Raw genomic sequence first — 4791 nt, forward strand, 5'->3', positions numbered from 1 at the left:
ACCCCGCGCTCGCCACCATCGAGCCGGGCCAGGGCTACCGCGTCCACCTCGATGCCGCGGCCACACTTCGCTATGGGACGCCACCGACCGGCCGTCAGACGTACCGCGTCGCCACCATCGAGGACGCGATGGCACTTCCCTCGCTCGCCCCTGGCGATTCGATCGTAGTCACCGACCCGGTTCGAGGTGGACGGTTCGCAGCGACGGAGTCCGCCTGTGTACCGGATGGCGGAACGTGCTTCATCCCGCTTTCCGCTTCAGAGGCGACTACGGCGTCGCTCCGGAGTACGAGCGCGACCCAAACGCTGTTCGACGGCGAGGGAGTAGGGGCCGTCGACGCAGAGACCTTCCGTCTGTCGTACGGTCCCACAGGATCCGACACGTTCGCAGCTGTACGTCTTCACGGGCACGGGGGCGGAGGCACCGAGTTCGACCCGTTTACGCGCTCCATCTCGGTCGGTAACTCTCTGCGGTCTAACACGCCCGGCCCCTACCGTGCGCTCTACCGCTATGCAACATCGCGCCTCCGATTCGAACGCGATGTTGAGCCGATCGTCCTGTTTGGGCGAGAGACCCGGGAGTACGTCCGACCGGGGTGGTGGGGTGCGATTCCCTATCCCGACGGCTGGCAACCGGACCCCTCGACCCCGGCTCCAAACGAAGACCCGACGCTCGACCCGGCCATCGCCGCCCTCGATGCGACCGCCGAGATTGCGACGGCGCTGAATGTGGCGTCGTCGCTCGCGCAGGCGACCGGCCGCGAGTGGCCCGTCGTCCTCGACGCGATGTACGGCTACGCCGGCGTGATCGAGACCCAGCAGGACGCGCCGCTCAAGGGGGAGCAGGACGGCGTCCGCGACGGGCAAGGGCTCCGCGTGATCAAGGGCGCCCCGTGGCGGTTTTGGTCGACCCGGTCGCAGGCGGCGGCCGACTACGCGCAAGCCAAGCGAGTTTCGGACTACCTCATTCCCCAGGGAGAGCCGTGGGTGCTACTCCAGCACGGGCGTGACGCCATGCTCGCGCGAGTCGCCGACCTCGAGGTCGACGGCAACCTGGCGGAGAACGACTACGTGTTCGAGATCGGGTACCGTGTCGCGAGCGGCGCTCCCGGGAATCGTCTCTGGTGGAATGCGGTCGACGAGCTTTTACAGAACACCCCGCATTGGAATGGTTTCTCAGTTCATCGGTCGTCCCCTTGGTACAGCCCACAAAACGCCAATATCCGCCTGGAGAATGTGCACATCCATGACGTTGGAGGGAATGGCATTCTCGGCAACGACTGGGTTCACTTTGGAGGTAGCCGGGACGTGCGAGTAGGGAACGTCGCTAGAAACCACTCTCTGTACGGCGTCACCACAGCGCCTGGTACCTGGGTCGACGGCGTCGAGGTGTACGGATTTTACTGGAAAGGAGGGATTGATCCGAGTCAGGGGCGCTACCGTAATGTCTCATACGATATCGCTGGGCCATCTCCCTACACCGGCGACCCTCTCGAGGAGTTCGCGGGACCCAGGAACGATAACCCCAACCCTTCGCTTTTCCGGACCGAAGACGCAGGAGTTCGGCACTACTGGGGCGAGGACGTGGTCTTCGAAGGCGTCGAGATGCTCGTTAGAGCCGACGCCGTCCCGCGTCTGGGGTACCTCGGGTACACCTCTGGCCCGGTAACCTACCGGGATATAGCCATTCGACTGCACCCAACGCAACCTGGGGCGGAAGACGACCGGGACGTCTTTCTCACCTACAGCGGTCACGCCGACCAAAGCGATCAGAGTTCATTTCGCCTCGAAGATGTCCAGATCCATTCTGGCGTCGAGGTCTCTAGACTTGCCTCCCTCCGTGCTCAGATCAACGTCATCGACAACGTCGTCGCCGAGAACGGCGGCCGGGCGGGCCAGATCATCGTCCGGCCGGGTGCCACGCCTCAGAAGCTTCTCGCGCTCGTGCGCAACGTGTCCCGATTCGAGGACCTCCACGTGTTCCCTACGGGGGGCGACCGGTACAAGAACATAGGGTTCGACATTCTCGTAGAGGGGTCTCCGGGCGCACCCACGATTGTAGACGGGTCCGACGTCCATGGCAGCCCGCTCACGACGAACGGCCTCGACGCGACGGACCCGGTCGTTCAAGCAAACGGCCGGGTGGCGTGGCGCGACGTGGTGTTCGGGGGCTTCCGGGACAACTCGACGGTCGCGATCCAATCGTTCGAGCGCGTGTCGTTCGGCGAGCGGACGAGCGAGGACGCCGGCTCACTGTCCGGCACCGCCCTCGCCTCGGGCTCCGTCGACGTCCCGACGTCCCTCTTCCTCGCCCCCCAATCCCCGGACTACGTCATGGTGTCTGGACCCGACGCTTCCAGGTTCAGGGGGTGGACGCTAGCGCCGTCCTCGACCCCGACCGCCCCGGTCCTTCGCCTTTCGTTCTCGGGCTCGGGTCCCGTTAGCGTGGACTGGTCCGCTGCGATCCGGCCAATTCCTGCGGACCTTACGGGGACGGAATAGAACGCTGACGACCTCGAACGACGTTGCAAGTTGTTCTAAGGCGGAGTCTCCTGCCGTCGCAGACGAAGCTCCCGTTCCTTTGCCACGATCATAGCCTCGTATGTCGCCAAAAGTCGGCAGTAGGCGAAACCAGGACCGCCGTCGAGAAATCCTCGCCGAACCACGTACATGTACATAAACCGGAGCGTAGGACGCAACGGCATACGGGCCGAGAGTGATTTGAGGGCGCGTCGCCGTACGACGGGGTCTGCATGAACGAGGCCTCTCAACTCGACATCCTCCGCGCCCCGCCGAATCGACTCTGCCGCTTCGTCAGAAGAGTACGTGTTGTGCTTGGCGAACCAAGCTCCCAGCCCCTTCGAGAATGAGTAGTGGTCGAGGGCGTGCTGCAGCGTCCCGACATCAATGGCGGGTAGATCCTCGCGTTGCCCGTGGCCAACCTGGACAAACCGGAGACGGTCGCGCCTCCCAAAGCGGACCTGGTACGCAGGGAACATTCCAGCGTGCTTGAGCCACCGTCCCTGGAACATCATCTTGGATGCCACTCGGTACGCCGGCTTCGCGTTGGCATCTCGTGACACGTCGACGAGCTCGTCACGGAGAGCTGGCGGCACCACTTCGTCGGCGTCGAGATGCAGGACCCACTCATGGCGGATCCCACCGTGGTCGATTCCGAAATTGCGCTGTCCCGCGAACGTGTCGAACGCGCGCTGAACGACGCAGGCTCCAGACGCCTTTGCGATCTCGACGGTTCGGTCGGTGCTAAACGAGTCCACCACGACGACATCGTCCGCCCACGATACGGAGGCGAGGCAGCGAGGAAGGTTCTCTTCCTCGTTGTACGTCAAGACCAATACGGAGATAGGTGCTCGCTCACTAGGGGAGGCTGCTGCAGTCACGGGCTCGAAAGTTTGCGTTGGCCAACATCTTGTGCGGGGTTGCCCGAGACGATCTGCCAAGGTTCCACGTCGCGCATAGCGACGGCAGCGGCCCCGACGATCGCCCCCTCCCCGACGGTTACACCTGGTCCCACGAACGCGTCGGCGCATATCCAAGCCTGTGGGCCAACTGTCACCGGCGGCTTCAAAAGGGGGAGGTCTGGCTGGCGATAGTCGTGCGTGCCAGCGCACAGATGAGCCCGGTGAGAAACAGTCGCCCGGTCGCCGATCGTGACCGGACCCAGATTGTAGATCAAAACGTCCTCGCCGACCGCGGCCCAGTCGCCCAATGTCAGGTTCCACGGCATGGTGACACGCGTCGAGTTGTGGACGTGGGCGTCGCGCCCGATCGTCGCCCCGAACAGCCGGAGCACCCCACGGCGCCAGCCGAAAAAAGGGCGCGGGCTCCAGCGGAGCAGGTACTGACCGGGCAGCCACAGGATGCGCATCGCCATCTCGCGGCGCGTGTACTTCCGGGCCGATCGGTTGCCACGGACGTCGAGTCCATCGGGCGCAGTGGGGGTTTCCATCAGTCGGTGTGGACGGTCGAGGGACGCGGCGCGTGCCCTAGGGTCCAGGCATAGACGTCGGCCATCTGGGCAGAGATCTGGGGCCAGCCGTAGCGCGCTGAGACGAGGGCACGGCCCCTGGTGCCCATCCCTGCGCGAGCGGCGTCCTCGAGGGCGACCGCGTCCTCGAGGGCGTCTCGGAGCGGCCGCGCGTCGGGGGCCACCCACCAGCCGCAGCCATGATCGCGGAGGTCGGACCAGGGCGTTCCGGTCGTCGTCACGACGGGGACACCGCTCGCCAGGGCTTCGGCGACGACGACGCCGAAGTTCTCGCTGTAGGTCGGCAAAACGAACAGGTCGGCTGACCGGTACAGGTTCCATTTTTCGCTGTCAGGCACCGATCCCCGGAACCGGACCTCGGTCAGCCCGAGCCGCGCGGCCTGGGCCTCGAGGTCGGCGCGGTGCCCGTCCTCGTCGGGGCCGGCGATGAGCAGCTCCCACCCGGCGGGCCGGACCTGGGACCAGACCTCGAGAAACTGCGGGAGCCCTTTCTTGGGGTGGACGCGTGAGAGAAACAACGCCCGTCTCGGCGTGCCCGGTGATCGGTCGTGCGGCGCCACCTGGGCGGGCACGTCGACTCCGTTCGGGATGACGGCAATCGGAGCGCGGAGGCCGACCGAGCGCAGGCTCTCGGCCTCGGACTCGGCCGTCGCGTGCAGGACAGCGGCCGAGGCGAGGTCGCGGCGCTGGTACAGGCGCCACGCGACCGCCTTCTTCAACCGGCGGTGTCGACGCGCCCACGGCTCCAGCATCCCTCGCGTCGTGACCACACGGGGCACCCCG

4 protein-coding genes are annotated in these 4791 nt (G+C 65.7%); 1 reads left to right on the forward strand and 3 read right to left on the reverse strand.

Annotated elements, in window-relative coordinates; genetic code table 11:
• Positions 1-2501 (forward strand): hypothetical protein (locus tag WBA11_RS02965; RefSeq protein WP_424519236.1); only part of this gene is annotated, 2501 nt, incomplete at its 5' end.
• 35 nt (positions 2502-2536) lie between these two features.
• Here the strand turns inward: WBA11_RS02965 and WBA11_RS02970 are convergent.
• The 3 genes from WBA11_RS02970 to WBA11_RS02980 all read right to left on the reverse strand — a co-directional run.
• Positions 2537-3349, reverse strand: a complete 813-nt coding sequence (locus tag WBA11_RS02970) for a glycosyltransferase family 2 protein (protein WP_424519237.1) — start codon at positions 3347-3349, stop codon at positions 2537-2539.
• Between the two features lie 47 nt (positions 3350-3396).
• Positions 3397-3969 carry a putative colanic acid biosynthesis acetyltransferase gene (locus tag WBA11_RS02975; protein ID WP_424519238.1) on the reverse strand — a complete coding sequence of 191 codons (573 nt, stop codon included), beginning with the start codon at positions 3967-3969 and terminating at the stop codon, positions 3397-3399.
• The coding region (locus tag WBA11_RS02980) for a glycosyltransferase (protein ID WP_424519239.1) at positions 3969-4791 on the reverse strand (823 nt) is incomplete at its 5' end. The genes WBA11_RS02975 and WBA11_RS02980, both read right to left, overlap by 1 nt.

Source organism: Rubrivirga sp., assembly GCF_049648075.1.
GTDB lineage: Bacteria > Bacteroidota > Rhodothermia > Rhodothermales > Rubricoccaceae > Rubrivirga.